This is a genomic window from Microbacterium daqui, assembly GCF_050408675.1.
Classification (GTDB): domain Bacteria; phylum Actinomycetota; class Actinomycetes; order Actinomycetales; family Microbacteriaceae; genus Microbacterium.
Genome location: NZ_JBNTKF010000004.1, coordinates 159,288 through 185,564, shown reverse-complemented (window position 1 = coordinate 185,564; position 26,277 = coordinate 159,288). Strand labels below are relative to the sequence as shown.

Below are 26,277 nucleotides of genomic sequence, written 5' to 3'. Positions count from 1 at the left end.
GCGCAAGACACACGCAAACGCGGTCAGTTGAGCGATGAGTCACGTCCAGCAGCAAGTACCAACACCGAGCCTGTCAGCAGACACCGTCGGCCACCACCCACACTGACAGTTGAGCGAGGACGCGAAGCGACCGAGACGAAACGGTTTGAGTAGACCGAATCGGCCTGGCTTGAACGGTCCTCAAATAATGCTTCAAACACTCAGGAAAAACTCAGGTAAATAGTCTCAGACCGGCCATTTATTGGGTCTGAATGTCGGTGGTTGGTGAGATGCTTTGGGCATGAACACGGCAGGTCAGTCACCGGTATCGCGAGTCCGCGATGCCATCGGTGCGCTGGCGTCTGTTGTGCGAGATTTTCATGACTCGGAGTGCGTTTCGCTCGTGGATGATGCTGAACTTATTGGCCTGTTAACGGCGGCGGGCGAGGCGTTGCGAATTGCCGAGTCACTCGTCGTTGTGGGTGGGTGTGAGGTGCAGCAGCGGTCGGCCACGGCCGACGTCGCCGAGCGTTTGTCGACCCGGCTTGGATATGCGTCGGCGAGCGAGGTCGTGCAACAAACCACGCGGGTGAGCTCGGCGATTGCGCGGTCGATGTTGCGGGTGGCGGAGGCGACGAAGCGCTCCCGGTCGATCACGACGGGCGAACTCCTCGAAGCACCATTGCCGGCGTTGCGTCAGACGATTCTCGATGGGGAGATCGGAGCCGGTGCGGCCGCCAGTATTGTTGGCGCGATTCGCCCGCCGGGCCGCTCATTTGACGCCNGATTCTCGATGGGGAGATCGGAGCCGGTGCGGCCGCCAGTATTGTTGGCGCGATTCGCCCGCCGGGCCGCTCATTTGACGCCGAGCTTGTTGCGCTCGCTGACACGGCTCTCGCGGCGGCCGCCCGCGGATACGAATTTGACCCGGAAACGGGGGAGACGTCGACCGAAGCAACGATGCCGGCGACCGCTGACACGTTGCGGATGCACGCTAACGTCTGGGCAAACGTCATCGACGCCGACGGTGCCGAACCCGTTGAGCATGCGGCGCTCCGCAAGCGCGGCGTCACCCTTGGCGCGGTGAAAGACGGACTCGTGGAACTCCGCGGACACCTCCTGCCCGAAGGGGCCGAACAAATCCAACGTTTTCTCGACGCGATGGGCACACCCCGCGACACGAAAGCGTCTCGCGTGATTTTCCGACCCAGCGACGAACTCGGCGGCGACGATCGAACCTGCGATGAACGGGCCGGCGACGAACTAACCCGTGATGAACGCGCGGGCATGGGCGGAAGCGCTGGGGCTGATGGGAGCGTTAACGGCGCAGACCGGCTGGATGCCGCAGGCGGTCCTGGCGGCTCGGATGCCCCGGGCGGTCCAGACGATGCTACCGCGGCTGAGCAGCGTGCGCTCGATGCGTACTGCGGGTGTGAAGACCCGTCCCGGTGCTCGTGCGCGCCCCTCGAGGTAGCTGATTCCCGCACCGCCGCGCAGAAACGACATGACGCGTTCATCACCGCGTTCATGGTCGCCGCGGCGAGCGAAGATACGCCCACGATCGGCGGCGCCGCGCCCACGCTCGTCGTGATGGTTGATGACGAATCCCTCGCATCCGGCACCGGAACCGCGTTTCTGCCATCGACGGCAGCGAGCGTACCGCTTGAAGCGGCACACCACGCTGGTTGTGCGGGCACGACGCAGCGCGTGAGCATCACCGCTGACGGCCGCATCACCCATATCTCCACCGAGAACCGTATCTTCAACGCCCACCAGCGCCGCGCGATCGCGCTCCGTGATGGCGGATGCGTCATTCCGGGCTGCACAACCCCGGCCGCGTGGTGTGAAATCCACCACGTCAACGAACACGCCAACGGTGGCGCCACGCACACTGACAACGGGGTCATGCTGTGCTGGTTCCATCACCGGTATCTCGCGATATCCGGCTGGACGATACGCATGACATCCGGAATCCCCGAAGTACGCGCCCCCAACTGGATCGACCCCACCGGCCGCTGGCGACGAAGCACATCCTCCTCCCTCCGCCTCACCCGGCGGGCAAAACGCCGCGGCAACCCACCACCCGGCGTGAAACCCCCAGGCGTGAAGCCACCACCAATCTCACCGTGGTGAGCTGTGCCGCCGGGGAATAACCCCCAAATCAGTAGCGGCGAGTCTCGACCGGAATGTTCGTTCGACGTGATTTCCACCGATCACCGTGGTGAGCCGTGCCTGGCGAGCTATCAGCACGCAGAGAACGAACCCAGCACCCTCCCCATCTCCCACGGGCGTGCCACCACCATTGTGAAGCCAGCACCAGAACGAGCCCGCAATCGGCTCGCCCCGCGGCGGCCACGCGCCGCGCTCACAAACAGCGACGGGCCGGTGGCGCATTTGCATGCAGCCACCGGCCCGTCGTCGTCAGGAGACTTAGTTCTCCGGGTCGCCGCCCAGCGGACCGACCGCGGGGATCGGACCACCGTCATCAGCACCCGTCTTGCGGGCACGAGCGATGGCGTTACCGACGTGGTAGATCACGAGAGCGGCCACCGTACCGAGCACGATGCCACCGAACTCGAAGCCTTCGGGCTTCCACGTGAAGCCGGCGATCGCGACGACGAGCGAAACGGCTGCCGTGTACTGGTTGACCGGACGCGAGAAGTCAACGCGGTTGTCGACCCAGATCTTGATGCCGATGATGCCGATGAGGCCGTACAGAACGGTGGTTACACCGCCGAGGACGCCAACCGGGATCGAGTTGAAGACCGCACCAACGACGGGCGACATCGACAGCACAATCGCGAATAGACCGGCAACCCAGTAGACCGCCGTCGAGTACACGCGCGTTGCCGCCATGACACCGATGTTCTCACCGTAGGTCGTGGTTCCGGAACCACCCAGGCCACCGGCAAGCACAGTGGCAGCGCCGTCAGCGATGAGGGCCTTACCGGTCATCTGGTTGATTGAGTCGTCTTCAGCCATCGACGCGACACCGCGAACGTGGCCGACGTTCTCGGCGACGAGCACGAGCACGACCGGAAGGAACATGGCCATGGCCGACCAGGTCGACGGCGAGACGAAGTCGGGGACATCGAACTGCGGCAGGCCGACCCAGGCGACGCCTTCGAGGTTCAGGTCGACCTCACCGCGAACCGCGGCGACGATGTAGCCGACGATGACGCCGAGGAAGATCGAAATGCGGCCGAGGAAGCCGCGGAAGACGACACCACAGATGATGACGGCGCACAACGTGATGAGCGCCGTGACAGGGGCCGCCTGGAAGTTCGCCCACGCAACCGGGGCCAGGTTGAAGCCGATGAGCGCAACGATCGCGCCAGCTACAACGGGCGGCATGAACTTGTCGACCCACGCCACACCGGCGGTGTGAACGACGAGACCGATAAGCGCGAGCAGCACACCAACGGCGACGATACCGGCGAGCGCCGAGCCCGTTCCGCCGACAGCGACAGCGGCCGTGACAGGCGCGATGAATGCGAACGATGAGCCGAGGTAGCTCGGCAGCTTGTTGCCCGTGATGAGCAAGAACAGGATGGTTCCGAGGCCGCTGAACAACAGAGTCGTTGCCACCGGGAATCCGGTGAGGGTCGGAACCAGGAAGGTTGCGCCGAACATTGCGATGACGTGTTGAGCGCCCATCGCAATCGTCGACGGCCATCCCAGGCGTTCGGTCGGTTTGACGATCGAGCCGGGCTTAACAGCCTGACCATCGCCGTGGCGGGTCCACAGGGGCATTCGGGCACTCCTTTGGGGAACGGGAAAAGGGCTACCCAAACGATAGCGATACCTGAGCGTTTGCTGAACGAGAAAACGGCCAGATTACCGGAATCGCTACCGCGCTCCGCTATTTAACCGAGACCATCAAGCCGTTCGTCGGATCAAGAAGGTACCGATACAGCAGCGTGCCCGACTGGCCCTCGCGTGGCTCCAACGTGATGGTGATCGTCGCATCACTGCGGTCACTTCCGACGAAAAGCGGCGCCTTGTCGTTGAGAGCTTCCTCTTCCCAAGCCGACACGAGGTCATCCTGAGCATCGCCCGCGTCGCTCGCAGATGCGAACTGGTAGACGACAATCCACCGCGGGTCACCGTCGCGCATCGCCCAACCGAGTCCGACCGTGTCGAACGGTTCATCAATCTTGGCGTCGCCCATCACATCTGGTGCGGCGGGCGTGATGATCGCAGATAACGCCTGCGCTTTGTCCAGGGCCTTCGCAACATCCGTGATGCCTGGGTGCGTGCCGAACGCGTTCTTGCCGGCAAGCCAATCCGCGACCAACTCGGTGGAGGGCCCGAGGCCGATCGTGCCGTTCTTCTCCGCAATACGGGTGGGGCGACCGACCGGATCGATCACGTTGCCAACGCTCGCGAGGTCGGGGGCGAAGTCTTCACCCTCCAAGTCGGTCTTGATGTCGCTTTCCCACGCCACAAAGTCATCGGGAATCGCGACCTCATCATTACCGACGTACAGCGTGAACGCGTGCGGCGGCGCGGCAAAGTCAGCGAACTGCGTCACGTCAGTGAGCTCCCACGGAAAAGCGGCGTTCTCAAAGTAGGTCCACTGGCTCGGCACATTGAGGGAGAGGGCGATCGGATTGTCGTCTTCATCGCGACCGATCATGACGTTGCGCAACCACTCCGCGTCATCCTCCATCTCCAGCGCCTCCTGCAGGCCCGTGAGGTTGGCGGTGGACAACACATAAAACTCGTCGAGTTCGGCAGGCACCGCCACGGCGTTAACCGCCGCGGTCACCGAATATCCATCGGCAAAGCCGGACCCACCGCTCGCGCCGCACCCGGTCAGCGCAATTCCCACACCAACGGCCACCAGCGCCCCGAGAATGCGGCGCCGGTTTCGCGCGCGTCGTGAATTCGTCACCAACATACGTCCCCCTTGATTCGTCCCACCACGACCCTAACCGTCGCCGCGGGATCAAACCAGAGACCTATCGGCTCGCGAACAGCACCTCACGTCGCATCAGCAGGTCGTACAACACCGAAGCCGGGGTGCCCTCGGTCGGCGTGAGCACGACAGCAACAGTGGTGTCTTTCACGAACACATCGTTGACCGTCGCGAGCGACGAAATAGGCTTGTGGCTCGTGAGCGTCGCACCCTTCTCCCACACCGCACGCAATACCTGAGCGCCGTCTTTCGCGGCGTCCTCGGAGAGAAAGTGATACGTCGCAATCCAGCGCGGAGCGCCATCGACGACCGTCCAGCCGAGTCCAACTAAGTCGTAAGGGGCAGGCGGAACCAGGGCGTCGAATTCTTTGAGTGCGGCTTCGGCTTCTGCCGGAGAGACGTCGGGCCCGAGAATCGTCTGGCCGCTGAACGCGGCTGGCTGCGTGATGACCGCCGACATCACGCCGTAGCCGTCGAGGGTGCTGGCAATCGCCTTCACAGCCTCATCGTCGGCGAGCGTTTCACCCGTGCCGACCCACGATTCAGCGAGCTCGGTCGATGAGCTCATTGCGATACGTTTGCCCTCTTGCGCAAAACGAGTCGGGCGCCCGAGACGGTCAATCACCGTACCGACCGAATCAAAGTCAACTTCGAAATCTTCACCTTGGACATCGGTGCGCACCGTGTCGCTCACGGCGGGAAGCGATTCCGGCAACGCCGGCAGTTCCCCGGCGATGACCGTGAAAGAAACCGGCAACGCCGAGTACGAGACGAAGCGATCAACGTCGTTGAGATTCCAGCCCAGAGCCTCGAAGCCGGCATCACCAGCGCCCGGAATGAACACATCGGGCACCGCGACGAGAACGGAAGCATCGCCGACGGGATTCGTGAGCGGCATGAGCCACTCGGCCGGGTTACCGCTACGCTCAACGCCTTCGAGTTCGGCAATCGCGGCAAGATCAGCCGCGATGAAGTCATAGCGTTCGGCGTCGCCGGCAGGCACGTCACGAACCGCTGCGGTCACCGAGAACCCCGAGTCAAAGTTCGTCTCGACCGAGCCCGCGCATCCGGTCAACGCGACACTCGCCGTGGTGACCAAACCGGTAAGGGCAATGAGGCGCACTGCGCGACCGCGGCGTGCCGTGCGTGATGGGTCGATCAACATGCGTTCCCCTTATCTCAGAACCGCGACCCGACAGGTTCCGCCCCACGCGGTTCCGCTTCGGTGTCATGTCTGAGGCTACTCGCTCGTAAGGTGGAATGAGCCGCACAGCGCTGTGCGCGGCTTTCGAAACTGAGGAGTGACATGTCGACGTTTGCGATCACCGGTGCCCACATTGTGCCGATTTCTGGCGAAGAATTTGACGGAACCATTGTGGTGACCGACGCAAAGATTGCGGCTCTTGGGCCGGATGTCGCGGTTCCGGAGGGTGCTGAGGTGATCGACGCGATGGGCCGCTGGGTGTTGCCGGGCCTGATCGACGCGCACGTTCACGTCGGAACCCACGAAGAGGGCGAGAACGCGAAAGACGACGACACCAACGAAATGACCGACCCGGTCACCGCCGGTGTGCGTGCGATTGACGCGATCAACCCGTTTGACCCCGGCTTCGATGAGGCGCTCAAGGGTGGCATCACGACCGTCAACGTCAACCCAGGCTCGGGTAACGCGATCGGCGGTCAGGCCGCGACGCTCAAGACCTTCGGCCGTCGCGTTGACGACATGGTGATGCGTGCGCCCAGCGGTGTGAAGAGCGCGCTGGGCGAGAACCCAAAGCGCGTATACGCCGGCAAAGACAAGACGCCGTCGACCCGCCTCGGCACCGCGATGGTGATTCGCAAGGCTTTCGCCGAAGCTCAGAACTGGATCGACGAGGGCAAGACCGGCCGCAACATCGCCCTCGAGCCGCTGATCGCGGTGCTGAAGCGTGAGATTCCGTGGCGTCAGCACAGCCACCGTGCCGACGACATCGCGACCGCCCTGCGCCTGCAGGAAGAGTTCGGCTACGACCTGGTCATCGACCACGGAACCGAGGCGCACGTGATCGCGGATGTGCTGGCTGAGAAGGGTGTGCCGGTGCTGATCGGTCCGCTGTTCACCACGAAGTCGAAGCCAGAGCTGCGCGGCCGCTCGATTGCAAACCCGGGCAAGCTGGCGCGCGCGGGCGTTGAAATCTCGATCATCACCGACCACCCGGTGATCCCCATCAACTTCTTGATTCACCAGGTCACGTTTGCGATCAAGGAAGGCCTTGACCGCGAGACCGCACTACGCGCCGTCACGATCAACCCGGCCAAGGTGCTCGGCGTTGACGACCGCGTCGGCACGCTTGAAATCGGAAAGGATGCCGACCTCGTACTGTGGTCGACCGACCCCGTCGACATCATGGCGCGCGCCGAGCGCGTGTGGATCGATGGCGTCGCCGTCGGCCACTACGACGCGAGTGCCGCAGGCTTCGTGGTCAACGAGCGGGCGCCGCAGTTCTGAACCACCGCCAAATGTTCAGATGACGGTCAGACACGCCCGAGCATGTGGCGTACCGTTGAATAGTGGTCTCCTATTCATCCCTGACCGACCATTCCGCCATCTCACAAGCCTTCGACGAGTTCGACAAGCTGGGTCGTGAACTGTTCTTGATCCGCTACGGATTCAAAGAGGTCAACGAGTCGTTTGTGATAGCCCGAAGTGGCCGATACGACACCCGCGCGCTCTTTGCCGCGGCCTACGAATACCAGACCGGCGACGCGCTCAGCGCCCGCCAGATCTCGGGCTTCGCGGCTGCCGCAACGCAGTTCACCGCACTGGGTTATGTCGTTGTCGGCGCTAACGATCAGAAGGATCGTCAGCGTTTCACGTCGTTTGATGCTTGCCTGTCGCATGTGCGGATTCCGGTCGAAAACCTGCCCGCCATCCGCGAGTTTCTGGCTCGCGGAATCTACGCCGAATACTACGTGCCCGCTTCGGGTGCCTACATCGGCCTGAAACCCCGTTCTGGTAAGCCGCCGCACTTCGTTGCCGCGGGTTACATCGCCCACCGTGAAGAAGATGGTCGCGCTCGCGGCTTTGATCTTCCGTACAAGCCCGCACTACCCCGGTTTGCGCCGTCGAAGCCGATTCGTCCGGCCGCGTCGTCGTCACCGTCAACGCGCGTGAAGAGCAACAAACCGTCGACCCCGCAGCAGCGTGCTGCGGCCGCGGCTGAGCGTCCGGTTGCCTACTGCGACACGTGCTTCTTGGCACTGCCCGCTACGGGCGTCTGCCCGAACTGCGACGACTAAACGTCTCAAAAAAGCGAGCGGAACCTGCGACTGCGGTCGCGGTTCCGCTCGCTTTCTAGTTCTTGCGCGCGATGCTCGCCAGATACGCGTTGTACTCGTCGAGCTCCGCGTCTTCACGTGATTCGTTGATGCGCGCGTGGGAGCGGTCGCGATCATGCCACCGCGATAGGGCGACAATCAGCACGATGAGCAGAGGAAGCTCAGCGTACGTCCACAGCAGGGTGCCCGCGATCGACTGCTCGGCAAGAGCATCGGGGCCGGTGTAGCGCGAGAACATGGGGCTTGCTGCGCGCAACAGAATGAGGCCCATGATCGCGTGAATCTGCAGTTCAACAAGAATGTCGATGAGTCGAATCGGATACGACGGTGGGCGCGGCAACGGGTCAGCCGACCACAGGGGCACGGCCGAGACAATGCCGATGACGAGCAAGCCAATGAGCAGCAGGTCGGCGCCGACACGGGACCCTATGATTGGGCTGATCGCGTCGGTGAAGTAGAGCCCGGGGTAGACGATCAGTGCGAACGCGATCGGCATCGCCGGGTGCGTGAGAAACCGCATCATCGGTGATCGTAGCCCCGCATGCGCGACTCGTAGAACGACGCGACCGAGACCATGGTGCGGTGTCGTGCGCAACAGTAGGTGGCCGGGGGAGCCGACCACGAGGAGGGGCGGAACCACGACAAGCGCAGTAATCTGCACGAACATGAGGGCTGCAAGCGACGTCGTCATCTCGGTATTGACGCCGAACGTTGCGATCGCGAACATGACCGCGCAGCCCAGCACGAACGAAATCGTTCGGGCGACGTTCCAGCGGCGCTGCTGGCGCCAGAGCTTGAGAGCTCCCCACAGGTACCACGTGCACAGCGCGATGGCGCCGATCGCAACGATGAGTGACCCGCTGAGCGGCGCGAAGTGCACCCACCCAGACATGTCAGGCATACGCATGGCTACTCCTGGCAGTCGCCTCGGCTAGTCGCGCAGGCGGTCGAGGAGTTCGGCGTACTTCGCGGCGGTCTGCTCGACGATGTCGGCGGGGAGTACCGGGGGAGTGCCCTGTTTGGCCCAGTTCGCGGCGAGCCAGTTACGCACAATCTGCTTGTCGAAACTTGCCATGCGTTCGCTCGGCGTGGATCCGACCTCCCAGGAAGCCTTGTCCCAGTAGCGCGACGAGTCGCTCGTGAGCACTTCGTCGGCGAGGGTGAGAACGCCGTCCGCGTCGTGGCCGAACTCAAACTTGGTGTCGGCGAGAATCAGGCCGTGCGCTTCGGCGGTGGCGGCGGCGCGGCGGTAGATCTCGAGTGACGTGTCGCGGAGGTCCATCGCAATCTCTTCCCCCACGATTTCGGTGACGCGCTCAAACGAAATGTTCTCGTCGTGCTCGCCCAGCTGTGCCTTGTACGCGGGTGTGAAGATCGGCTCAGGCAGACGGTCGCCATTGTTGAGACCCGCGGGCAGTGTGATGCCGCAGACGGTTCCGCTCTCCTGGTATTCGAGCCAGCCGCTGCCGGTGATGTAACCTCGCACGACGCATTCGATCGGCAACATCGTGAGCTTCTTCGCGACCATGCTGCGGCCGGCGACCTCGGCGGGGGGCTCTTCGCCAGTGAGGTGGTTCGCGATAGTGCGGCCACCGTCGGCACCGGCGAGCTGCTCAAACCACCAGTCGCTGAGCGTCGTCAGCAGGGCGCCCTTGTTGGGGATCGGCGGCTCCAGCGAAAAGTCGAACGCGCTGATGCGGTCAGACGCGACCACGAGCATGCGCGCGCTGTCGCCCGACGTCGGCTCATACAGATCGCGGACCTTGCCCGAGTACACGTGGGTCCAGCCGGGAATGCTCACAGGAGAAGTCACCGTTTCATTATCCCCCGCGCGTGTGCGGGGTTACGACGGGTTACTTCTTCGCGTGAGGTATGCGGCGTGGGTTTACTCGTCGGGGTCCATCGGGTCGATGGGTGCGTGGTGGTCCCACGCGACGACGCCGGTGCGCCAGTACCCGCTCACGGCCACCTGCGCCGCGGGCAAGCCGAGCGCGCGGCGGAGGTGGCGGCGCACGGTGATGAGGTTGGCCGCGTTGCCCGCGACGAATACGAACGTGGTGTCGGTGATTCCGACGCTCGTGAGCGCCGCGATTGCGGGCTCGGCGGCGTTCGGCGTCACAATGACCGTCGCACGGTCACCGACGTAACCCTGTACCCAGGCGCCGTCGCCGGACACCGTGGCGATGACAAAGACCTCGGCACCTTCGGGTGCGTCAGCCACCCAGCGCGAGGCAGACGGCATCGCGGTTTCATCGGCGACAACGATGAGGCGTTCGACGCCGGCGGGGAACGAGCGCGATCCGCGCGGGCCGCCGACTGTGAGAGCGGAACCAGGGGTCGCGTTGAGTGCGAACGATGCAGCCGGACCGGGGTTGACGTGCGTGTAGAAGTCGAGATCGAGCACCGTGCCCTCGGCGGTCTCGCGCGCGAGTGGCGTGAAATCGCGGGAGATGACGGCGGCCGGGTTGCCGTCCCGCGGGGTCGTGATGATGCCGGTCTCGGGGTTCGGGAGGAACAGCTTGATGTGATCGGCCGCGCCGTTGCTGACGAAGCCGTCAAGGTCTGCGCCGCCGACCGTCAGGCGAACCATGTCGGGAGCAATGCGCTGCACCTCCGTCACCTGCAACTGCCGCAACACCAGGTCGTGGCGAGTGAGTTCACGGTGAAAGAGCGCAGTGTTTTCCGTCGTCATGCTTCCAGCTTAGGGCAACCTAACTTGGTCGGCTCCGGCTGAGGGCTGTCTTGATAGGCCGGCCCCGTGGTTCCGACCCCGCCGCGTGGTTCCGCTTCATGCCCCGATGCTCAGCCTCGTGGTTCCGCCCGCCGTCCGGTGTTCTGGTAGGAGGTGATTGTCGCCGTGGGAGGTGATTTCCGCGATATGCACCTCCTGTCGCGTGAATCTCCTCCTGTCAGAGCAGCCGCTCACGCGGTCGAGCGGAGGGCGTCGTCGATAATTGCGGTGGGCGCGCTGATCGCGGTGTGGCCGTCTTCGATATCCCACGGTCTCAGCCCACGCCCGCGTCGCGTCGTCACCGGCGGCGAATCGGCGCAGCGTATCGACCGGAATCACTAGCCGCTCCGCACTCATGCCCAACAGTTCACCACAGCCGCCAACCCCATGGTTCCGCCCGCCGTGTCGCGACAGCAAGAGAAAACACCGACAGCCATACTTTTGGCCGAAATTTTATGGTTCTCGCGTCGTCTTATGGCTCTCGCGACAAGCGCGGGGCGCAGAACAGGAGCACGGCACAGAAAAGGCCCGGGGCCCCAGCCATGCTGGCGGCACCGGGCCTTGAAACGGAGCTACTCCGAGACGACGCGGGCGGCGATGTCTTTGCGGTACTGCGCGCCCTCAAGCTCAATCTTACCGAGCGCCGCATACGCGCTGGTGCGCGCCTCGGCGAAGTCGTTGCCGAGGCCGACGACGTTGAGCACGCGTCCGCCGGTGGCGAGGAGAGCGGAACCATCAGCTGCGGTAGCAGCGTGCGCGATGTGCACGTTGGGGGTTGCGGCTGCGTGCTCGAGTCCGGTGATTTCGCGGCCAGTGATCGGGTTCGCGGGGTAGCCCTCGCTCGCGAGCACAACGGTGACCGCCGACTTTGACGAGAACTCGGGCAGCGGGTGGTCTTCGAGGTGGCCCGAGGCGGCGGCAAGCAGCAGTTCTGACAGCGGCGTGACGAGGCGGGGAAGAACAACCTGAGTCTCCGGGTCGCCGAAGCGCGCGTTGAACTCGATGACCTTGATGCCGGTCTCGGTGAGAATCAGACCGGCATACAGCAGACCGATGAACGGCGTACCCTCGGCATCCAGCTGGCGAATGACGGGCAACGCAACCTCGTCGGTTACCTGCTGCACGAAGGCAGCCTCCGAACCGAACTGGTCGGCGAGCCACGGCAGCGGCGAGTACGCGCCCATGCCGCCGGTGTTGGGGCCTTCGTCGCCGTCGCCGAGGCGCTTGTAGTCCTGAGCGGGGCTGAGGGGGCGCACGGTGTCGCCGTCGGCGAGGAAGAACAAGCTCACTTCGGGGCCGGAAAGAAACTCCTCAACGAGCACCGGACCAACCGGCAAATACGTTTCAGCGTGCGCGAGCGCTTCGTCGCGGTCGGTCGTGACCACAACGCCCTTGCCCGCGGCGAGACCATCGGCCTTCACGACGTACGGGGCGCCGTACTCGTCAAGCGTCGTGGCAACCTCGTCGAGCGTCGCGGCGCGCGTGGCGCGACCGGTCGGTACGCCAGCAGCATCCATGATGCGCTTCGCGAATGCCTTCGAACCCTCGAGTGCGGCGGCCGCCTTACCCGGGCCGAACACCGGAATGCCGCGCTGACGCAGAGCGTCAGCAACCCCCGCGATGAGTGGCGCTTCGGGGCCAACGACCACGAGGTCGATGCCGTTCTCGATGGCGTAGTTGGTGACCGCAACGGGGTCATTCGCGTTGAGCGCGACGGGCGTTGCGTCCTGCGCGATGCCAGCGTTGCCCGGCGCAATGAACAGGTCGTGAGCAGTGCTCTCCGACTTCAGCGCAAGGATGATGGCGTGCTCGCGGGCACCGGAACCGAGAACCAGGATCTTCACAATCCCAGCCTATCCGCAGCGCCGTGATTCGTCTGATCCGAGCCGTAATCTGGCGCTTTGCTTCGCGCCGGAACCCGAGATTACGGCCGCAGGGGCAGCAAGGCTGAAATGTCGGCACGGGTGCCGCTCGCGGAGATCACGCCCGCGGCGTAGAGCTCATCCCACGTCGAAGCGCCGGTCGCGAGGGCGATCCAGGTGTCGGCGTCGGTCTCGACAACGTTCGGGGGAGTGCCGCGCGTGTGACGCGGCCCCTCCAAGACCTGCACCGCACCGAACGGCGGCACGCGCACCTCAACAGTGTTGCCCGGCGCCTTCTCGACGAGCAACTGCAGTAGGTATCGCACGGCGGTCGCCCGGTCAGTGCGCGCGACGGAACCATCGAGCACCGCGGCCAGCGCACGCCGACCGATGATGGTGTCGATTTTTGGTGCCGGCACGCGAACCTCCGAACCCGAGCCCGAACCGAGCCCGAAACCTAAACCCTTAGAGCCCTTGCGCGACAGCCGCGGCAGCCGCCAGCCAGGCGCGCTGCGTTTCGGGCTTGAGCGCGTCGTACGACAGCTTGCCCGCGCGCATCGCCGGGTCAAACGGAATCACGCTCGCGGCACGCGCCATCGAACGGAACCCGTCAGCAACCTTCTCGGCCTGCGCCGAACCCGCCTTGTGGTCGGCCTGCGATACGACGACAACGGCGTCACGAGCGAGCTGAGCGGAGTGCTCGCCACGCTCGCGCAGCGCCTCAAGCAGCAACGCGCCGGCTTCGGCGTGCTCGCCACGAGCGGTCGTCGCAATAACAATCTGGTCGGCGCGGTCGATCATGCGGCGCCAGCGGTCAGCCGATTCGTCGTTGCCCGAGTCAATGAAAATGAGGCGGAAGTACTTTGCAGCCACACCGTGAATCGCGTCGAACTCGTTCATCGTGAGTCGCTGGTCTTCAGCCAGAATGTTCGGGTTCGACCGCAGTACGTCGTACTTGTCGGCAACCTGGTGGTGCAGGTATCCGGTGAGGTCAGAAGCGCGCGCCTCAGCCGACATCAGCGTCGTCGCGTTCGGCAGCAGTGCCTGCACCGTCGCTTCGTGCTGACCCTGCTCGGTACGCCACCCCAAGGTTCCGCGGGTTTCGTTATTGTCCCACGCCAGCACGCCCGAACCGCCGTTGCGCGCAAACACCGCGGACAGCATTGCGGTGGTCGGCGTCTTGGACGCACCGCCCTTACCGTTCACGATCGCAATCGTGCGCGGGCCCGACCAGTGCTGGCTGACGCGAGCGATGTCGGCACGCTCCGACGCCTCGGCAGCGTTCGGCGCGAGACGGAAGCCCACCTTGTTGAGCGCGCCACGCATACCGCGCTCGGCGCGAGCGGCGGCTGTCTCCTCCTCGATGAACGAGCGGCGGGCGGGGCCGGCGGGGCGCTCGGTAACAACGGCGGGAGCGGGAGCTTCGGTCACGACGGGAGATTCCTGTTCTGCCGAGGGCGCGGCAACGGGTGTGGGGGATTCAGGGGCCGCGGCTTCGGGCTGCGGAACCACGGGTGCGGTTTCTGGAGCAGCTTCCGTATCGGGGGCGGGTGGCTCAAACGTGGGTCGCTCGGGTGCGGCAGTTGCGGCGGGTGCAACCTCAGCCGAAGCCTCGACCACCGGCGTGATGCCGCGGGCGGGCGTCGGCGTCGGAACGCTACGCACGATGGGCAGGCGGCCGGTTGTGATGGGGGCGTCGAGATCGGGCGCACCCTCGGGGAGGTACGAAACTTCGGGAGCCATCTCCATCTCACGCTGCGCGGGCAGGGGAGTGGTGCTCTCTTCGACATTTCCGTTGGGGTTCACGACGAGGTGCGCGGTGCCCGAGGGGTCTTTTGATACGACGGTCACGGGGCGTGCCTGCTCGGCCGCGTGCGTCACCAGAACACCGATCGCGCGGGCGCGGGCACGCTCCACTGTCGACTCAGCGATCAGCTCGGTGCGGCCGTCAATAACAACAACGCCACTGCCGTCCGGGCGAATGGTGGCGGTCGCCGGCGTGCGGTTATCCGTCGACGTGTCCATAGGTAGTCCTCCGTGACATGCCGCACTGATGGTTCCGGCATCATCGTTCGATGCGCTCGCGCGCGTGACGCGAACCAGTACTGCCGCGCCACGGGAAGTTTACCGGAGCCATCTGGCGCAAACCTTTGAGCCCGAAGGCGGTGCGCATCGCGTCGCGAAACCCGACAGCACCCCAAAACGGTGAGTAACGGTTTTGTTATGGGATGCGGATGCGGATCGCGGCGAACGCTCAGGTGAGCGGTGACACAATAGGAAACATGCCCGAACAGACATCCACCACGGTGACAGAGGGGCGCGTGCGCCGCGTTCCTCGGTACGGCGTCTTCCTGGTGTTGGGTGGTGCTCTGGGTATTCTCGTTGCCGCGATTCTGACGCTTGCGTTCGACGGCGTTGCGAAGCCGAGTGAGATCGGCGTGACCTACTCGCAGAGCCAGGTCTTCGGATTCCTCATGCTCTACTGCGCCGCCGGCGGTGTCATGCTGGGCGCGATCGTCGCCCTCGTCCTCGACAAGACCGTTGGCCGCCGCACCCGCGCGGTGACGGTGCAGACCGAAAAGGTCATCGAAACCCACGACGCCGCGTAACGCGACTCAGCCGAGTTCGTCGACAACGGCCGCCAGCGCCGAGTCGAATGCGACGACATCAGAGCGCACCGAGTCGGTGATCGCGATCGTGAGCGAGCCGATCCACCACACACCCCGCTGACTCAACGGCAACACTTCAACGTTGAGCTCGAAGTCTTGTGCGCTGCGGCCGCTCGTGCGGCGCAGCATCGAGATGGCATTCACGTACGGGCGCCGCGCTTCGCCGCCGCGCCGCGACGACTCATCGAAGTAGCGTTGCCCCGCCTGCGTGGCGTACGCCATGGCAGCAGCGGCGAGCGGAACCATGGCTGCGCGCAGTTCGTTGGCTCCCGTAATCGGCAGGGCCACGAAATCGTCAAAGCCGTCGACCAAATCCAGCGGCCCGGAGTGCGTATGTGCCCGTGGTTCCACCGTCATTTCCCAGTACGACCGCCACTGACGCTCGAGTGCGTCGTGCTCAGCGTCGGAGCGGATCGGATTGGCGATCGGGGCGTTTCGCAGCGTGGGTAAATCATGCTGGCCGCGAATACCGAGGGCCTGGCGAACGTAGAGCGCAATGATGACCGCGTGGGATGCCTCCTCACGGATTACCCACCGAGACTGCGGTTCTTCGCTCATGCGCCCATTGTATGAATTCCTGGTGGCGAAAGGGGGAACGTTATGCGGAGGAATGACGGGCGAGAAGCAGGTAGGCTGTCACTCGTGGCCGATGCATCTCAGGCAAACGATTCCCCCCTCTCCGCTTACGCGGCAGCAGGTGTTGACACCGTCGCCGGTGACCTCGCTGTCGAACTCATGAAGAACGCCGTGCGTTCGACTCACGGAGCCGAAGTGCTCGGTGGTGTCGGTGGCTTCGCCGGCATGTTCGACGCCAGTGCGTTGCGCGACTACCGCCGCCCGCTGCTCGCGACGAGCACCGACGGTGTTGGCACGAAGGTCGCCATCGCGCAGGCCATCGACAAGCACGACACCGTGGGTCAAGACCTCGTCGGCATGGTTGTTGATGACATCGTCGTGGTGGGCGCCAAGCCGCTCTTCATGACCGACTACATCGCGACCGGCAAGGTTGTGCCCGAGCGCATCGCCGACATCGTGCGCGGTATCGCTGAGGCGTGCTCGGCAACCGGCACCGCGCTTGTGGGTGGCGAGACGGCTGAGCACCCCGGCCTCCTCGGCCCGAACGACTACGACATGGCTGGCGCTGCCACCGGTGTGGTCGAGGCTGACAATGTTCTCGGCGCTGACCGCGTGCAAGACGGCGACGTCGTTCTTGCCCTCGGCGCGAGCGGCCTGCACTCCAACGGCTACTCGCTGGTGCGCCACATCATCACGAACGCGAACATCTCCTACGGCGACAACGCCGCAGACTTCTCAACCACGTGGGGCGAAGCTCTGCTGGAGCCGACGCGCCTGTACACCACGCCGCTACTGAAGCTCATCGATGAGCTCGGCGACGCCGTTCACTCCCTCAGCCACGTCACCGGTGGTGGCATCGCCGCGAACCTCGCACGCGTGCTGCCGACCACGGCGTGGTGCGATGTTGACCGTTCGACATGGTCGCCCCTTCCCGTCTTCCGCGTGCTGACCGACCTGGCTGGCATGCGTCTGGAAGACACCGAAGGCACGTGGAACCTCGGCATCGGCTTCCTCGCCGTTGTCGACGCGAGCCGCGCCGCCGACGCCATTGCCGCGATCAACCGTCAGGGTATTGACGCGTGGCAGGTCGCGACCGTTCGGGAGACCTCCCGCCCGGTCGGCGACTATGAACAGGGCGCGAAGGGTGTCGATGGTGGTGCTGTGCGCCTCGTTGGCTCTTTCGCCGATTCCACCTCCGGAAAGGCAGCGGAGTAACACCCCATGTGCGGCATCGTCGGAATGGTCGGATCCGGTCCGGTCAATCAAGACATTTATGACTCCCTCGGTTTGCTGCAGCATCGTGGCCAAGACTCCACCGGTCTTGCGACGAGCGAGCCCAACGGTGTCTTCCACATCATCAAGGCCAAGGGCATGGTGCGCGAAGCTTTCCGTACGCGGGATATGCGCAACCTCCTTGGTAACGTCGGCCTCGGCCACGTTCGCTACGCCACCATGGGTGCCGCAGCGAACGAAGAAGAGGCGCAGCCGTTCTACGTCAACGCGCCATATGGCATCGTTCTCGTGCACAACGGCAACCTCACCAACACGCGTGAGCTGACCGAAGAGCTATTCAGCAAAGACCGCCGCCACCTGAACACCACGAGCGACACCGAGTTGCTCGTTAACGTTCTCGGCTCGGAGTTGCAGACCACGATCGCAGGCCCCGACCTCGACACTGCGCAGATCTTCGAGGCCGTGCGTCGTGTTCACGAGCGCGTTGAGGGATCCTACGCCACGATCGCGCTGATCGCCGGTCACGGCCTGCTGGCCTTCCGTGACCCGTTCGGTATTCGCCCGCTCATCATGGGCAAGCGCACGGCCGACAATGGTAAGACGGAGTGGATGGTGGCTTCCGAGTCGCTCGTGCTCGAAAACGGCGACTACGACATTGTTCGCGATGTCGCACCCGGTGAGGCGATCTTCATCGACTCTGACGGCATCATGACCGCGCAGCAGACCGCCGAGAGCACCCGCCTCGCACCCTGCTCGTTCGAGTACGTCTACCTCGCCCGCCCCGACTCGATCATGAACGGCATCTCGGTGTACGAGACCCGCCTGCGCATGGGCGACCGGTTGGCTGAGACGATCGCCAAGCACGTCGATGTTTCTCAGATCGACGTCGTCATGCCGATTCCTGACTCGTCGCGCCCCTCGGCCATGCAGGTCGCGCAGAAGCTCGGCATCGAATACCGTGAGGGCTTCTACAAGAACCGCTACGTGGGCCGCACCTTCATCATGCCGGGTCAGGCGACTCGTAAGAAGAGTGTGCGCCAGAAGCTCAACGCAATGTCGACCGAGTTCCAGGGCAAGAACGTGCTCCTAATCGACGACTCGATCGTGCGCGGAACCACGAGTAAGCAGATCATTCAGATGGCGCGTGATGCGGGTGCCAAGTCTGTGATCTTCGCGTCGGCCGCGCCGCCCGTGCGGTACCCGCACGTGTACGGCATCAACATGCCGAACCGCAACGAACTGGTCGCTCACGGGCGCACCATTCCTGAGATTGCTGAAGAGCTCGGTTGCGACGGCCTGGTTTACCAGGAGGTCGAAGACCTGCGCGCCTCGATTCTTGAGGGCACCGACATCACTGAGCTCGACATGAGCTGCTTCGACGGCAACTACGTGACCGGCACCGTCTCTGACGAGTACCTCGCGTGGGTTGAGAAGGTCAAGACCAGCTGACATGAAAAGGGGGCTCTGGGATCCAGAGCCCCCTTTTCAACACAGGTATTGTCATGCGAATTCAGCACACTGAAGAATCGCGCCACCCCACAAGTGACGCGATCTCGCTAAGACGACTTCGTTACGCGGTTTCCCGAGTTTGTGAGTCTTCGTCCTCGTCTTCGTCCGCATACATGTCGGCCCACTTGTCGACGTATTCGTCTTCTTCAGCAGGTACACCGATCTCACGCTGCAGCGCGGCGACATTAAGGTCCGGGCTGAAGGACTTGAGTTCGCGGGCGAGCTTAGTGTGCTTCGCCTTCTGACGGCCACGCCCCATGCGCAACCCCCTCACGAGTTCACTGCGGGTGGTCAAACCCGACTATCACGATTCCGGCTCTGAGCCGGTAAGAGTAAAGTCCAGGATACCATGACGGGGTGCACACCCCCTTGCAGAGAGGCGACCTATGACGACTTCATCCGCGCAAGACCCCGCACTCGATCCGTTTGATGCTGAAGCGGTTCGTGGTGCCGTGGTGGTTGGCCTCATGCCGGGCCAAAATCCCCGTGTGATCAAGGAGGCGGCGAAGTTCGCAGCGCTCCTGCAGGTGCCCCTGGTTGGCGCCTACGTCGACACGACGCGCTTCGTCACCTATGAAGAACCGGGCGGAACCGTGCATTCGGCTGCGCTGGACCTTTCGGTTGAAGCGAAACAAGTCGACTACGAAAACCTCGTCTCCGAAGCCCGTGCGGCCCTCGAGGGCACCGACACCGTGTGTGTCGTCCGCGAGCTGGTTGGCGACCCGGCGTTCGCGATTCGCGACCTCGCCGATGCGGTGTGCGCGAAGCTCATCGTTGTCGGCACCCGCCGCCCCGGACTCGGCGAGACGCTTCGCGAATTCATCACTGGTTCCGTCGCTGCGCGCCTCGCGCACCGTCAGAAGCGCAACATTCTCGTGGTTCCGCACGGCGACGTCGTCGACGATGACACCCCGGAGTTTCCGGCAGCCTAGTCGCGTCGGGGGTTCTGTAGTGCCGCTGTCAGGGCGCGCGCTGCCTCATCCATCGCGTCGATGAACGCGGTGATGGCTTCGGTGTCGATCTTGCCGCCGCGTGCCACCTGGGTGCGCAGGTCGGTGCGAACGCGGCTGCGGAAGTTTGTCAGTGCAGCGTCGGCCCGGTGCAACTGCTCGCGCGCTTCAGCGCGAGCATCAACGCGGGGCGGTGCCGGTTGCGCGGTCGCGCGCATCGACTGGGCGGCCGCCGCAAGGTCAGCATTGAGCGATCGCATCGCGTCTTGCACGCTCGAACGCACGCCGTCGGCGATCAGCCGCACCGAGTCGGCGAGGCCCGACTCAATCTTGTCGATGTCGTCGCGACGGGCGTTGACTTCAGCGCGACCGGCGCCGGTGATTTCGTAGATTGTCTTGCGCCCGTCGACGGTCTTGGTGACGAGCCCCTCTTCCTCCAGCTTTGCGAGCCGGGGGTAGATGGTTCCGGCACTCGGCGTGTAGGTGCCGCCGGTGCGGTCCGTCAGTGCTTGGATGAGGTCATACCCGTGCCGCGGGGCCTCATCGAGCAACAGCAGAAGGTACAGGCGCAGGTCACCGTGCTGAAAGACGGGGCTCATGACTGTGCTCCTTCTCCTCCGGGGGCTGCCGCCGTCGGGGTTGCCGGGCGGCGGAGCACCGTGATGCTGCCGGAGACAGCGTTGACGCGAGCGTCAACGAACTGACCAGAAAGGTCGCCGCGGCTCGCGGTGACGTTCGACGGGCCAACCGTGGTGTGCTGCGAGCCGTCGAGCAGAATCTTGCCGCTGACGGTGCGCATCACGTAGTTGGCGGCCAGCTCGTCATCCAGCCGAATGGTGGAGTCGCCCGAGACGGTGTTGAGGTTGATGTCGTGAACGTAGCCGCTCGCGTCGATGAGCATGTCGCCCGAGACAGTGTCGACCGACACCTTCGGGGGAGTACCGACGACCGTGACGTCGCCGGAGACGGTGTTCGCGGTGAATCGGCCGTCGAAGTCACGCACCTGAACCTCGCCGGAGACGGCATTGACCGAGAGATCGCCGGTGAGGCCATCGACGACAATGTCGCCGGAGACCGTGTTGAGCTTCGCGCCGTTCTCGAGGCCAGCGACGAGTGCCGACGCGCTCACGACACCGAGCGTCAGGGCGATGTTGCGCGGAACCGCGACAGAGACCTCTGCCTTGGGGCCGGTCGTTGTGAAGTTGCGGAACACCTCGAGGAAGTTGTCCCACCGCAGCTGCGCGTGGTCGATCTCGAGGAGGTCGTCGGTCAGTTCGATGCGCAGGTCTTTTTGCGTGACGCTGTGCACTTCGATGCGGATCGTGGGTTCGTCGTGTGCGATGACATCGACCTGGCCACCCACGAGGCCAATCTTGACCTTGGGTGTGGCGGGAACGTCAATAACGCGCGTGTCACCCGGGCTCATGAGCCACTTTTCTACGGGCATGTTGTGCTCCTTCGTAAGAACTCGCGATATATCGCGTTCAAGAACGATAACACGATATATCGCGAGTTCAACCACGCTTGCAGAGAACTTTCGGTTTTCGGGCGAATTCGGGCTTGACCTTGACGTAACGGAAGGTTTTATCGTCGTATGCGAAAGGAAAACGCATGGAATGGTCGATCCAACAGATAGCCAAGCTCTCCGGTACGACGAGTCGCACACTGCGTCACTACGGTGACCTCGGCCTGCTGACACCCGCCCGAACCGGGACAAACGGCTACCGCTACTACGACGACGACAACCTCGTCACACTGCAACGCATTCTGTTGCTGCGAGAGATGGGGCTCGGTCTCGACGACATTGGTGGCGTGCTCGCTCGCGATGTGAGCGAAGCGAAAGCTCTTGAGTCGCACCTCGAGTGGTTACGCCAAGAACAGGATCGGATCGCACGCCAAATCGCGGCGGTCACCACCACACTTCATGCTCGCAAGGAAGGAGTGCCCCTCGTGGCAGAAAACACATTCGATGGCTTTGACCACACCCAGTACAAGGAGGAGGTTGAAGAGCGTTGGGGAGCCGACGCCTACCGCCGCTCCGACAGGTGGTGGCGTGCGATGTCTGACGCCGAAAAGCAACGGTGGCAGGAATCAACGAAGCAACTCGGCGCCGACTGGACCGCCGCCGCCGAACGCGGCATCGACCCGGCAAGCGCCGAAGCACAAGAGCTGGCAGCGCGCCACGTTGCCTGGCTGACGTCGATTCCCGGAACCCCGGCCGCAGACGGCGGAGACATCGCCGGGTACGTCAGGGGGCTGGGGGAGATGTACGTCGCCGACCCTCGCTTCGGCGCGAATTACGGCGGCACGACGGGTGCCGAGTTGGTGCGTGACGCTCTCGCGATCTACGTTTCGGCGTAACCCATCGTGACCGCGCGGTCGCAACCTGTTCGCAGAGAGCGGCACGGCATCGTAGGCTGGTGCCGTGCTGCTCTCTGATCGCGATATTCAGGCTGAACTCACCGCTGGCCGCATTGGCCTCGAACCAAGCGATGCGGCCATGATTCAGCCGTCGAGCGTTGACGTTCGCCTCGACCGCTACTTCCGGTTGTTTGACAACCACAAGTACCCGTTCATTGACCCGGCCGAAGACCAGCCCGAGCTCACGCACCTCATCGAGGTCGACCCGACCGAGCCGTTCATTCTGCACCCCGGCGAGTTCGTGCTCGGCTCGACGTACGAGCAGGTCACCCTGCCCGACAACATCGCCGCACGCCTCGAGGGCAAGTCGTCGCTCGGTCGCCTGGGCCTGCTGACGCACTCGACCGCCGGCTTCATCGACCCCGGCTTCTCGGGCCACGTGACGCTCGAACTCTCCAACGTTGCGACCCTGCCGATCAAGCTGTGGCCGGGAATGAAGATCGGTCAGCTGTGCTTCTTCCAGCTGTCGTCGCCCGCCGAAAACCCGTACGGCACCGGCACTTACGCCAACCGCTACCAGGGTCAGCGCGGCCCGACGGCGTCGCGTTCGTTCCAGAACTTCCACCACACCAACGTCGGCGTCACTGACGCGGGTTCACGCGGCAATTAAACCGCCTGCGGAATGCACGCCGCTCTCATTAACAGCCCCGGAACCACGGGCTGTTGTCGGGCAAAGCGTCAGACCGTAAGGGGCTGGCTTGCCAGCTCGTGGGCGCGCTGCGCATAGCGGGCGTCCTTCGCGTGGCTCAGGTCGACGCCCTGACCGGTGCCGTACATGTGGGCGAGCGTGGTGGCTGCGCGCACGCTGCCGGCCTCGGCGGCGCGGCGGTACCACGTGACGGCCTTGACCTCATCGCGGCCGATGCCGCGGCCAGTGGCGTAGGCGCCGGCAAGGTTGGTCATGGCACGCGCGCTGCCCAGTTTGGCGGCCTGATGCAAGTGACGGGTGGCCGATTCGAGGTCGGCGTCGCCGGTGAACCCGGTGGCGTCGTACACGTAGAGCTCAAACATCGCGTCGGCAGAACCCGCATCGGCGGCGGCCTGCATCATGGCGCGGGCGCGGCCGGGGTTGACGGCGTAGCCGTGGCCGCTTGCGAGCATGTACGCCGTGAGAACCATGGCTTCGACGCCGGGTGCGGTGCGGAGGAGTTCGTTGAGGCGAGACGCCGCTGCGACATAGTGCGTTGCCGTGAGTTTGGCCGGAAGCAAGTGCACCGCTCGCGCGTACGAGAGGGTATCTTCGCCGCCGTGGTTCTTTGCGGCGGCGGCCAGGAGGCTGAGAGCTTCGCGCAACACATCATGGTTGCCCTGCGCGGTGCGCACGAGATGGCGGCCGAGATCGCCGCCCGCCTGCGTCACACCGCCAGCGAGCGCTTCACGCAACAGCGCAGTGACCTGCTCCGTGGTTCCGGAATTTGCAGTCGTGGTTCCGTCTTCCGCCTGCGCCAAAAGGGCGCGCGCCTGCGTCAACGCGGTATGCGTGGTCCCCAACGCTTGATCGCTCACGGTGTCCTCCTCATGTGCGATTCACCAAACAATACAACTTCGCGCGCGCAGTTAACTGTGCAGAAGCCGCCACGCACTAAGGTGAGCGCATGAGCAACGAGATGCCCACAAATCGCAAGATCCCGACGGTGGCGAACACCGGAGCGATCGCACCTATTGGGCTCGAGCTCAACGAAGACCGGGTCATCCCCAAGAAGCAGGTCTGGTCGTGGGCGATGTGGGACTGGGCAACGCAGCCGTTTAACAGCGTCATTCTTACGTTCGTGTTCGTCGCGCTGTACCTGGTGGGCGACGACTTCTTGCCTTCGGCGATCGCCGCACTGGAAGATGGTGCGCCCGAGAAGGAGCGCGCGCTGGCTGAGCTGAGTTCGATTCTCGGGTGGGGCGGAACCATTGCGGGCATCTTCATTGCGGTGCTGGCTCCGGTGCTCGCGCAGCGCGCTGACGCCGCGGGTCGCCGCAAGCGGTGGCTGCTGATCTACACGGGTGCGCTCATCGTCACGATGTTCCTGTTGTACTTCGTGCAGGCTGACCCGGCGTACTTCATGCTCGGTGTCGTGCTGATTTCGGCCGGAACCGTCTTCAGTGAACTCGCCGGCGTCAACTACAACTCCATGATCACGCAGATCTCGACGCCGAAGACGGTGGGCAAGATCAGTGGACTCGGGTGGGGCCTCGGCTACATCGGCGGCATCGTCGCGCTCGTGATCGTCGTCGTGCTGAACACGTTCGACTGGTTCGGCATGGACACCTCAAACGGCAACGCCTACCGCCTGATCGGTGTGGGCGCCGCGGTGTGGGCATGCATCTTTGTGATTCCCATGATTCTCAACGTGCCGGAGACGCCCCGCCTGCAGACCAAGCCCCGTGGTGGCAACTGGCTCACGGACTTCCTGCTCAGCTACCGAGACCTCTACCAGCATGTGAAGCGCATCTTCCGCGAATCGCGCCCGACGTTCTGGTTCTTGGTGGCCTCCGCCGTCTACCGCGATGGCCTCAGCGGTGTCTTCACGTTTGGCGCTGTGATTGCCGCGCACGTCTACGGCTTCTCCGCCAACGAGGTCATCATCTTTGGTGTCGCCGCGAACCTGATCGCCGGCATCGGAACCATCATCGCTGGCCGTTTGGACGACATCTTCGGCCCGCGCAACGTCATCGTTGCTGCTCTCGCCGCACTGCTGGTGGCTGGCATGCTGGTGTTCCTCCTGCACGACGCAGGCTCGGTCGTGTTCTGGATCTGCGGCATGATCCTCTCCGCCCTCGTCGGCCCCGTGCAGGCCGCATCACGTTCGCTGCTCGCCCGCGTCACCCCGGCGGGCCGCGAGGGTGAAATCTTCGGCCTGTACGCGACCACCGGGCGTGCCGCGAGCTTCCTCGCCGCCATGCTGTGGGCCGTGTTCACGGGCGTCATGGGCGCGATCTACTGGGGAATCCTCGGCATCATGATCGTCATTGCCGCCGGCCTCGTGCTCATGCTGTTCGTCAAGATGCCGCCGATGGGCAGCCGCGCGCCGCGATAGTTTCTGTCGGTTTTGGGTCGGGCTGCGATGCGGAGCCCGGCCCTTGCGTCTTTCGGGACTGTGGTCGTGGCTCCGTTTCGCGCCTTTGGAACTTATGTCGTGGTTCCGCTTCGTGCCTCCGTGACTTGTGGCGTGGTTCCATTACCGGATGTCGGAAGAATTTCGTCGGGAGTGCGATGGGAACGTTGCCGTTGGGGGTTCCGGAACCATGAGTTCGACATTCGGTTGGGAACGTGGGGGAGTGCATGGTACGAAACGACAAAGGGCGGACCAGGAGGGTCCGCCCTTTGTGAGGAGTGGGTTAGTTACTGGCGTCTGAATCGGCCGGGCGGTGGACGCCGCGGCCGCGACCGTGCTGCCGGTTGAAACCGCGCCCGGAGACGGCGCCGTGGTTCGGGTGCTCGCCGGGCTGAGTCTTTGCGCAACCGTGGTGGCGTGACTCGTGGTCGCAGCGATGGTGGTGAGCGTGGCCGAAGCGGTGCATCTTTGCCGTGAAGCGTTTGCCCATTCGTCGACGCTGGGTGCGGTGCGCTTCGCGCGCGGCTTCTTCTCCGCCGAGGGAGTCGATGAGCGCGGTCAGCGCCTCGCCCAGGTCGGTGTTGGTTGCGGGGATGATCTCCGCAACGACGTTTTCGAGCCGAGCCAGCTCAGTTTCGCCGGCGGTTGTGAGATGCCAGGCCTGATCGGTGTAGGCGAGCCAGCCGCGGGCGGCGAACGTCGCAGCCATCGAACCGGGCTGCGCAACCTTCACGTCGATGCGACGCCGAAGGTGACGGGCGTGGTCGGTACCGGCGACCTCGCTGATACGAGCGAGTCGCTGGAGCAGACGGAATTCACGTGGGCTGCTGCCAGCCTCGCGGAGAGCTTGGGCTGTTGCTGCGGCGACAAGCGCCTGAGCGTTGCCGAGCAGCGCGCCGAGCGGGCCGTTGGTGCTTGGGGTGAACGGTGAGTCTGGGGGAGTCATTGGGGCGTTCATGGAGTCCTTTCGTGGATCGCAGAACCTTTCGCGATCTCAATGCATGTCATGTTGCATGTATGTACTATGACATGCGAATAGAACGCATGTCAAGTTGCATGTAATC

25 protein-coding genes are annotated in these 26,277 nt (G+C 64.1%); 10 read left to right on the top strand and 15 right to left on the bottom strand.

What is annotated here, in order from left to right; genetic code table 11:
* Window positions 1-939 precede the first annotated feature (939 nt).
* Window positions 940-2,112, top strand: a complete 1,173-nt coding sequence (locus ACQUSY_RS04415; RefSeq protein ID WP_428903296.1) for an HNH endonuclease signature motif containing protein — start codon at window positions 940-942, stop codon at window positions 2,110-2,112.
* Between the two features lie 297 nt (window positions 2,113-2,409).
* Here ACQUSY_RS04415 and ACQUSY_RS04410 read toward each other — a convergent pair whose 3' ends face one another.
* From ACQUSY_RS04410 to ACQUSY_RS04400, 3 genes are all read right to left on the bottom strand, one after another.
* A complete protein-coding gene (locus ACQUSY_RS04410; RefSeq protein ID WP_428903295.1) occupies window positions 2,410-3,732 on the bottom strand; it encodes a uracil-xanthine permease family protein in 1,323 nt (440 codons plus the stop codon).
* 109 nt (window positions 3,733-3,841) lie between these two features.
* The gene (locus tag ACQUSY_RS04405; RefSeq protein ID WP_428903294.1) at window positions 3,842-4,876 is read right to left on the bottom strand and encodes a hypothetical protein; all 1,035 of its coding nucleotides are present in this window, start codon (window positions 4,874-4,876) and stop codon (window positions 3,842-3,844) included.
* Window positions 4,877-4,943: 67 nt separating this feature from the next.
* On the bottom strand, window positions 4,944-6,065 hold the full coding sequence (locus ACQUSY_RS04400; protein WP_428903293.1) for a hypothetical protein: 1,122 nt from the start codon (window positions 6,063-6,065) through the stop codon (window positions 4,944-4,946).
* A 141-nt stretch (window positions 6,066-6,206) separates the two neighbouring features.
* Here ACQUSY_RS04400 and ACQUSY_RS04395 point away from each other — a divergent pair, with 141 nt between their 5' ends.
* A complete protein-coding gene (locus ACQUSY_RS04395; RefSeq protein ID WP_428903292.1) occupies window positions 6,207-7,388 on the top strand; it encodes an amidohydrolase in 1,182 nt (393 codons plus the stop codon).
* 62 nt (window positions 7,389-7,450) lie between these two features.
* A complete protein-coding gene (locus tag ACQUSY_RS04390; RefSeq protein ID WP_428903291.1) occupies window positions 7,451-8,179 on the top strand; it encodes a ScoMcrA-related endonuclease in 729 nt (242 codons plus the stop codon).
* 55 nt (window positions 8,180-8,234) lie between these two features.
* On the opposite strand, the gene ACQUSY_RS04385 is transcribed toward ACQUSY_RS04390, so the two are convergent.
* The 6 genes from ACQUSY_RS04385 to ACQUSY_RS04360 form a co-directional block, all read right to left on the bottom strand.
* Window positions 8,235-9,125, bottom strand: a complete 891-nt coding sequence (locus ACQUSY_RS04385; protein ID WP_428903290.1) for a cytochrome c oxidase assembly protein — start codon at window positions 9,123-9,125, stop codon at window positions 8,235-8,237.
* 24 nt (window positions 9,126-9,149) lie between these two features.
* Window positions 9,150-10,031: a phosphoribosylaminoimidazolesuccinocarboxamide synthase gene (locus ACQUSY_RS04380; protein ID WP_428903289.1), complete on the bottom strand. Its 882-nt coding sequence runs from the start codon at window positions 10,029-10,031 to the stop codon at window positions 9,150-9,152.
* 72 nt (window positions 10,032-10,103) lie between these two features.
* Window positions 10,104-10,910 carry a siderophore-interacting protein gene (locus ACQUSY_RS04375; protein WP_428903288.1) on the bottom strand — a complete coding sequence of 269 codons (807 nt, stop codon included), beginning with the start codon at window positions 10,908-10,910 and terminating at the stop codon, window positions 10,104-10,106.
* A gap of 611 nt (window positions 10,911-11,521) precedes the next feature.
* A complete protein-coding gene (gene purD / locus ACQUSY_RS04370; protein WP_428903287.1) occupies window positions 11,522-12,793 on the bottom strand; it encodes a phosphoribosylamine--glycine ligase in 1,272 nt (423 codons plus the stop codon).
* An 80-nt stretch (window positions 12,794-12,873) separates the two neighbouring features.
* Window positions 12,874-13,230 carry a sterol carrier family protein gene (locus ACQUSY_RS04365; protein WP_428903286.1) on the bottom strand — a complete coding sequence of 119 codons (357 nt, stop codon included), beginning with the start codon at window positions 13,228-13,230 and terminating at the stop codon, window positions 12,874-12,876.
* Between the two features lie 46 nt (window positions 13,231-13,276).
* Window positions 13,277-14,836, bottom strand: coding sequence for a MinD/ParA family ATP-binding protein (locus tag ACQUSY_RS04360; protein ID WP_428903285.1), 1,560 nt, complete (start codon window positions 14,834-14,836; stop codon window positions 13,277-13,279).
* 257 nt (window positions 14,837-15,093) lie between these two features.
* Between ACQUSY_RS04360 and ACQUSY_RS04355 the strand changes: the two genes are divergently transcribed.
* Entirely contained in the window at window positions 15,094-15,420 is a 327-nt protein-coding gene (locus ACQUSY_RS04355; protein WP_428903284.1) for a S1 domain-containing protein, read from the top strand.
* A gap of 6 nt (window positions 15,421-15,426) precedes the next feature.
* On the opposite strand, the gene ACQUSY_RS04350 is transcribed toward ACQUSY_RS04355, so the two are convergent.
* Window positions 15,427-16,038 carry a zinc-binding alcohol dehydrogenase gene (locus tag ACQUSY_RS04350; RefSeq protein WP_428903283.1) on the bottom strand — a complete coding sequence of 204 codons (612 nt, stop codon included), beginning with the start codon at window positions 16,036-16,038 and terminating at the stop codon, window positions 15,427-15,429.
* Window positions 16,039-16,215: 177 nt separating this feature from the next.
* Here ACQUSY_RS04350 and purM point away from each other — a divergent pair, with 177 nt between their 5' ends.
* Window positions 16,216-17,271: a phosphoribosylformylglycinamidine cyclo-ligase gene (gene purM / locus ACQUSY_RS04345; protein ID WP_428903303.1), complete on the top strand. Its 1,056-nt coding sequence runs from the start codon at window positions 16,216-16,218 to the stop codon at window positions 17,269-17,271.
* A gap of 6 nt (window positions 17,272-17,277) precedes the next feature.
* A complete protein-coding gene (gene purF, locus ACQUSY_RS04340) occupies window positions 17,278-18,738 on the top strand; it encodes an amidophosphoribosyltransferase (RefSeq protein WP_428903282.1) in 1,461 nt (486 codons plus the stop codon).
* A gap of 121 nt (window positions 18,739-18,859) precedes the next feature.
* On the opposite strand, the gene ACQUSY_RS04335 is transcribed toward purF, so the two are convergent.
* On the bottom strand, window positions 18,860-19,057 hold the full coding sequence (locus ACQUSY_RS04335) for a DUF3073 family protein (RefSeq protein WP_428903302.1): 198 nt from the start codon (window positions 19,055-19,057) through the stop codon (window positions 18,860-18,862).
* Between the two features lie 127 nt (window positions 19,058-19,184).
* Here ACQUSY_RS04335 and ACQUSY_RS04330 point away from each other — a divergent pair, with 127 nt between their 5' ends.
* A complete protein-coding gene (locus ACQUSY_RS04330) occupies window positions 19,185-19,730 on the top strand; it encodes a universal stress protein (RefSeq protein WP_428903281.1) in 546 nt (181 codons plus the stop codon).
* Here ACQUSY_RS04330 and ACQUSY_RS04325 read toward each other — a convergent pair.
* Together ACQUSY_RS04325 and ACQUSY_RS04320 are read right to left on the bottom strand one after the other, a co-directional pair.
* Entirely contained in the window at window positions 19,727-20,347 is a 621-nt protein-coding gene (locus ACQUSY_RS04325) for a PadR family transcriptional regulator (RefSeq protein WP_428903280.1), read from the bottom strand. The two genes, ACQUSY_RS04330 and ACQUSY_RS04325, sit on opposite strands and share 4 nt — an antisense overlap.
* Window positions 20,344-21,195: a DUF4097 family beta strand repeat-containing protein gene (locus tag ACQUSY_RS04320; protein WP_428903279.1), complete on the bottom strand. Its 852-nt coding sequence runs from the start codon at window positions 21,193-21,195 to the stop codon at window positions 20,344-20,346. Before ACQUSY_RS04320 ends, ACQUSY_RS04325 begins: the two co-directional genes overlap by 4 nt.
* A gap of 164 nt (window positions 21,196-21,359) precedes the next feature.
* Here ACQUSY_RS04320 and ACQUSY_RS04315 point away from each other — a divergent pair, with 164 nt between their 5' ends.
* Both ACQUSY_RS04315 and dcd read left to right on the top strand, forming a co-directional pair.
* Window positions 21,360-22,109, top strand: a complete 750-nt coding sequence (locus ACQUSY_RS04315) for a MerR family transcriptional regulator (RefSeq protein WP_428903278.1) — start codon at window positions 21,360-21,362, stop codon at window positions 22,107-22,109.
* Between the two features lie 64 nt (window positions 22,110-22,173).
* Window positions 22,174-22,779, top strand: a complete 606-nt coding sequence (dcd, locus tag ACQUSY_RS04310; protein ID WP_428903277.1) for a dCTP deaminase — start codon at window positions 22,174-22,176, stop codon at window positions 22,777-22,779.
* A gap of 68 nt (window positions 22,780-22,847) precedes the next feature.
* Here dcd and ACQUSY_RS04305 read toward each other — a convergent pair whose 3' ends face one another.
* Window positions 22,848-23,675 (bottom strand): tetratricopeptide repeat protein, encoded by an 828-nt coding sequence (locus tag ACQUSY_RS04305; RefSeq protein WP_428903276.1) that lies wholly within the window; start codon window positions 23,673-23,675, stop codon window positions 22,848-22,850.
* A gap of 89 nt (window positions 23,676-23,764) precedes the next feature.
* Between ACQUSY_RS04305 and ACQUSY_RS04300 the strand changes: the two genes are divergently transcribed.
* The gene (locus tag ACQUSY_RS04300) at window positions 23,765-25,195 is read left to right on the top strand and encodes an MFS transporter (protein ID WP_428903275.1); all 1,431 of its coding nucleotides are present in this window, start codon (window positions 23,765-23,767) and stop codon (window positions 25,193-25,195) included.
* 301 nt (window positions 25,196-25,496) lie between these two features.
* Here the strand turns inward: ACQUSY_RS04300 and ACQUSY_RS04295 are convergent, their stop codons facing one another.
* Entirely contained in the window at window positions 25,497-26,159 is a 663-nt protein-coding gene (locus ACQUSY_RS04295) for a hypothetical protein (protein ID WP_428903274.1), read from the bottom strand.
* Window positions 26,160-26,277 lie beyond the last annotated feature (118 nt).